Here is a 233-nt window from a genome sequence, read left to right as displayed (position 1 = left end):
TATCCAGACAGTCGTGACGGCAATGATAAAAAGTGTGTTTTTGTTCTTAATAAATTGATCGAAATTAAAGTAAATCAGCATTCCCGGAATAAAATAAGATAAAGTCCCCGGAAGCTGTTTGGCTGCTGAAATCTTATCTACGGATTCAAAATAATTAAGATAAATAAGAGAAAGAAAATAGAGAATGACAAGGCTAATGTTCCGGTATTTATTATTTTTACCGAACAATAAAA

Annotated in this window: 1 protein-coding gene; it reads right to left on the bottom strand. The window is 31.3% G+C overall.

Annotation, left to right across the window (positions count from 1 at the left end; translation table 11 throughout):
• Positions 1 to 233, bottom strand: a 233-nt coding sequence (locus tag ACPYOJ_RS36985) for a hypothetical protein (protein WP_481420629.1), incomplete at both ends; no start/stop codon positions are given.

The organism is Rhizobium sp. SVR5-9E (genome assembly GCF_056755095.1).
Note: the sequence above shows the minus strand (reverse complement) of the source record. Positions and strands in the feature narration are given on the sequence as shown.